Genomic DNA, 5,422 nt, shown 5'->3' on the forward strand with positions numbered 1-5,422 from the left:
TCTTTTAGTGTGTGTCCGGCGGTGTCCTACTCTCCCACACTCTTCCGGGTGCAGTACCATCGGCGCTGTGGGTCTTAGCTTCCGGGTTCGGGATGGGACCGGGCGTTTCCCCCACGCTATGACCGCCGTAACTCTTGACCACGCACCTGGTGGTGTGTGGAAATCTGTTAGTCACAACTGGTGTCTCTATGCTGTTATGTCCTGCTGTGGTGTTCTGTTCTGGTGTTCTGGCTGGTGCCCCTTACACACCCCTTGGGGGTGCCCGGGTTCGGGTTGGGGTTGGGGTTTGTTGGTTGGGGACCGCAGAGTGGACGCGTAGCACCATCGTAGTGTCTTGTGATGGGTGTGGGTGTGTAAGTGGTTGGCTTATTAGTACCAGTCACCTGCACCAGTTACCTGGCTTCTAGTTCTGGCCTATCAACCCCATAGTCTCTAGGGAGCCTTCACACCACAGTGGTGATGGAGATCTTATCTTGAAGCCGGCTTCCCGCTTAGATGCTTTCAGCGGTTATCCATCCCGAACGTAGCTAACCAGCCATGCTCCTGGCGGAACAACTGGCATACCAGAGGTTCGTCCGTCCCGGTCCTCTCGTACTAAGGACAGACCTTCTCAAATCTCCTGCGCGCGCAGCGGATAGGGACCGAACTGTCTCACGACGTTCTAAACCCAGCTCGCGTACCGCTTTAATGGGCGAACAGCCCAACCCTTGGGACCAACTCCAGCCCCAGGATGCGACGAGCCGACATCGAGGTGCCAAACCATGCCGTCGATATGGACTCTTGGGCAGGATCAGCCTGTTATCCCCGAGGTACCTTTTATCCGTTGAGCGACGGCCCTTCCATACGGTGCCGCCGGATCACTAGTCCCAACTTTCGTTCCTGCTCGAGATGCCTCTCTCACAGTCAAGCTCCCTTGTGCACTTACACTCAACACCTGATTGCCAACCAGGCTGAGGGAACCTTTGGGCGCCTCCGTTACTCTTTAGGAGGCAACCGCCCCAGTTAAACTACCCACCAGGCACTGTCCCTGGACCCGATCAGGGCCCGAAGTTAGATGACACACAACACCAGAGTGGTATTTCAACGATGACTCCACCAACACTGGCGTGCTGGTTTCAACGTCTCCCACCTATCCTACACAAGTGACGTACATCACCAATACCAAGCTATAGTAAAGGTCTCGGGGTCTTTCCGTCCTGCTGCGCGTAACGAGCATCTTTACTCGTACTGCAATTTCGCCGAGTTCACGGTTGAGACAGCGGGGGTCTCGTTACTCCATTCGTGCAGGTCGGAACTTACCCGACAAGGAATTTCGCTACCTTAGGATGGTTATAGTTACCACCGCCGTTTACCGGGGCTTAAATTCACCGCTTCGCCACACCAAATGTGACTAACAGCTCCTCTTAACCTTCCGGCACCGGGCAGGAGTCAGTCCGTATACCTCGTCTTACGACTTCGCACGGACCTGTGTTTTTAGTAAACAGTCGGACCCCCCTGGTCTCTGCGACCACCACCAGCTTTCGGGGCGAACCCTACTACCGGGATGGTCCCCCTTCTCCCGAAGTTACGGGGGCATTTTGCCGAGTTCCTTAACCGTGATTGACTCGATCGCCTTAGTATTCTCTACCTGAGCACCTGTGTCGGTTTCGGGTACGGGCGGCATAACAACCTCGCGTCGATGCTTTTCTTGGCAGCATAGGATCACCAGATCCCCACCACAAAGGGTGGGGCCCATCAAATCTCAGGCACATGCTCCACGGATTTACCTATGAAACGCCCTACATTCTTAGACCCAGAACAACCATCGCTGAGCCTGGCTACCTTCCTGCGTCACACCTGTTACTACGCTAAACGCCCCCCATCAGGTCCCATGTTCCAGACCTTCCCTCTCTCCGAAGAGAGATAAGAACATCCTTCAGATGGTTAGTATCTAGGGATTGTTTCGGGCGGTTGAAAGCCGGTACGGGAATATCAACCCGTTATCCATCGACTACGCCTGTCGGCCTCGCCTTAGGCCCCGACTAACCCAGGGCAGATTAGCTTGACCCTGGAACCCTTGCTCATTCGGCGGCCATGTTTCTCACATGACTTTCGCTACTCATGCCTGCATTCTCACTCGATACCACTCCACCACCGCTTACGCTGTGGCTTCACCGCAGATATCGACGCTCCCCTACCCGTCCCAAGCAAAACTTGGAACGCCACGGTTTCGGCGGTGTGCTTGAGCCCCGCTACATTGTCGGCGCGGAATCACTTGACCAGTGAGCTATTACGCACTCTTTCAAGGATGGCTGCTTCTAAGCCAACCTCCTGGTTGTCTAAGCAACTCCACATCCTTTCCCACTTAGCACACGCTTAGGGGCCTTAACCGGTGGTCTGGGCTGTTTCCCTCTCGACGATGAAGCTTATCCCCCACCGTCTCACTGCCACGCTCTAACCTCACAGGCATTCGGAGTTTAGCTGACGTCAGTAACCTTGTAGGGCCCATCAGCCATCCAGTAGCTCTACCTCCTGGAGGAAACACGCAACGCTGCACCTAAATGCATTTCGGGGAGAACCAGCTATCACAGAGTTTGATTGGCCTTTCACCCCTACCCACAGCTCATCCCCCCCATTTTCAACTGAGGTGGGTTCGGGCCTCCACGCGCTCTTACACACGCTTCACCCTGGCCATGGGTAGATCACTCCGCTTCGGGTCTGCACCCAGCAACTACAACGCCCTATTCAGACTCGCTTTCGCTACGACTACCCCACACGGGTTAACCTCGCTACTGAGCAGCAACTCGCAGGCTCATTCTTCAAAAGGCACGCCATCACACCCCAAAAGATGCTTTGACGGATTGTAGGCACATGGTTTCAGGTACTCTTTCACTCCCCTCCCGGGGTACTTTTCACCATTCCCTCACGGTACTGATTCACTATCGGTCACTAGGGAGTATTCAGGCTTACCAGATGGTCCTGGCAGATTCACACACGATTCCTCGAGCCGCGTGCTACTCGAGAACACACCACAAGCCGGCGGAACGCATTAACAACTACGGGACTCACACCCTCTACGGTCAAGGACTCAACCCTGTTCATCTATACGCCCGCACCTCAACCCCCAGACACGGTGGTATCTGGACGGATGGTCTCACAACCCCTGCCACGCAACCCCCACCGGGTATCACACGCCACAGGTTTAGCCCCATACGCTTTCGCTCGCCACTACTTACGCAATCACTATTGTTTTCTCTTCCTGCCGGTACTGAGATGTTTCACTTCCCGACGTTCCCCCCAACCACCTATTTCATTCAGCAGTCGGTGACACACCACAACAGCATGCCGGGTTTCCCCATTCGGACATCCTGGCCTCAACACTCGGTTATCAGCTCCACCAGGCTTATCGCAGATTCCCACGTCCTTCATCAGCTCCTAATGCCAAGGCATCCACCATGCGCCCTAAAACACTTACAACACAACACAGACACCCCACCCCCCAAAAAACTTGAGAGGCAAGACAAAAATAAGATGCTCGCGTCCACTATGCAGTTCCCAAACAACAACCCCCACCCCCACCACCACAACAACCCCCTCAAAAAAAGGGGACCCAACGTTGCAGCTACCTGGAGCAAAGAGCCAGACCCACGAAGCCTTTCACAGCCTCAGGACCCAACAGCGCACCAAAAACCCTCAAAAACAACCCCCAACGCACCCCTTTCCAACCAACCCCACACAAAGCAAGGAAAGCGTACTAAAACCACGCCAGCAGCTGCCAAGAAAACCCAACCCCCCACACAAAGCAAAGAGCTGATCTGTTGATATTCCACCCACGAGCAAACCCCGGAACACCACATACGGATGCCACAACGGGGCGGACCCCACTCGGGTCCAGCTCCTTAGAAAGGAGGTGATCCAGCCGCACCTTCCGGTACGGCTACCTTGTTACGACTTAGTCCCAATCGCCAGTCCCACCTTCGACCATTCCCCCCACAAAAATGGTTGGGCCATGGGCTTCGGGTGTTACCAACTTTCGTGACTTGACGGGCGGTGTGTACAAGGCCCGGGAACGTATTCACCGCAGCATTGCTGATCTGCGATTACTAGCGACTCCAACTTCACGAAGTCGAGTTGCAGACTTCGATCCGAACTGAGACCGGCTTTTAGGGATTAGCTCCACCTCACGGGATCGCAACCCACTGTACCGGCCATTGTAGCATGCGTGAAGCCCAAGACATAAGGGGCATGATGATTTGACGTCATCCCCACCTTCCTCCGAGTTGACCCCGGCAGTCTCCCATGAGTCCCCACCACAACGTGCTGGCAACATAGGACAAGGGTTGCGCTCGTTGCGGGACTTAACCCAACATCTCACGACACGAGCTGACGACAACCATGCACCACCTGTCAACCAGCCCCGAAGGGAAAGACCATCTCTGGCCCAATCCGGTTGATGTCAAGCCTTGGTAAGGTTCTTCGCGTTGCATCGAATTAATCCGCATGCTCCGCCGCTTGTGCGGGCCCCCGTCAATTCCTTTGAGTTTTAGCCTTGCGGCCGTACTCCCCAGGCGGGGCACTTAATGCGTTAGCTACGGCGCGGAAAACGTGGAATGTCCCCCACACCTAGTGCCCAACGTTTACGGCATGGACTACCAGGGTATCTAATCCTGTTCGCTCCCCATGCTTTCGCTCCTCAGCGTCAGTAACAGCCCAGAGACCTGCCTTCGCCATCGGTGTTCCTCCTGATATCTGCGCATTTCACCGCTACACCAGGAATTCCAGTCTCCCCTACTGCACTCCAGCCTACCCGTACCCACCGCACGATCCGAGTTAAGCCCGGATTTTTCACGGCAGACGCGGCAAACCGCCTACGAGCTCTTTACGCCCAATAATTCCGGATAACGCTCGCGCCCTACGTATTACCGCGGCTGCTGGCACGTAGTTAGCCGGCGCTTCTTCTGCACATACCCTCAACCCGAAGGCCTTGTTCTGTACTGAAAGCGGTTTACAACCCGAAGGCCGTCATCCCGCACGCGGCGTCGCTGCATCAGGCTTGCGCCCATTGTGCAATATTCCCCACTGCTGCCTCCCGTAGGAGTCTGGGCCGTGTCTCAGTCCCAGTGTGGCCGGTCACCCTCTCAGGCCGGCTACCCGTCAAAGCCACGGTGAGCCACTACCCCACCGTCAAGCTAATAGGCCGCGAGCCCATCCAAAACCGCACCAAAAGGCACTTTCCACCAACCACCATGCGGCAATTAGTCCTATCCAGTATTAGACCCAGTTTCCCAGGCTTATCCCAGAGTCAAGGGCAGGTTACTCACGTGATACTCACCCGTTCGCCACTAATCCACCCCCTGAAAACAGGAAGCTTCATCGTTCGACTTGCATGTGTTAAGCACGCCGCCAGCGTTCATCCTGAGCCAGGATCAAACTCTCCATCAAA

General features: G+C 55.4%; 3 rRNA genes. All 3 read right to left on the minus strand.

Annotation, left to right across the window (positions count from 1 at the left end):
* Positions 1 to 13: 13 nt before the first annotated feature.
* The 3 genes from rrf to F0311_RS09305 all read right to left on the minus strand — a co-directional run bounded on the left by rrf (position 14) and on the right by F0311_RS09305 (position 5,421).
* Positions 14 to 130 (minus strand): 5S ribosomal RNA (rrf, locus tag F0311_RS09295).
* A gap of 219 nt (positions 131 to 349) precedes the next feature.
* A 23S ribosomal RNA gene (locus F0311_RS09300) occupies positions 350 to 3,456 on the minus strand.
* A 426-nt stretch (positions 3,457 to 3,882) separates the two neighbouring features.
* Positions 3,883 to 5,421, minus strand: a 16S ribosomal RNA gene (locus tag F0311_RS09305).
* Together the 16S, 23S and 5S rRNA genes form the textbook arrangement of a ribosomal RNA operon.
* Position 5,422 lies beyond the last annotated feature (1 nt).

The organism is Nesterenkonia ebinurensis, assembly GCF_008711175.1.
In the GTDB taxonomy this organism is placed as follows: Bacteria; Actinomycetota; Actinomycetes; order Actinomycetales; family Micrococcaceae; genus Nesterenkonia; species Nesterenkonia ebinurensis.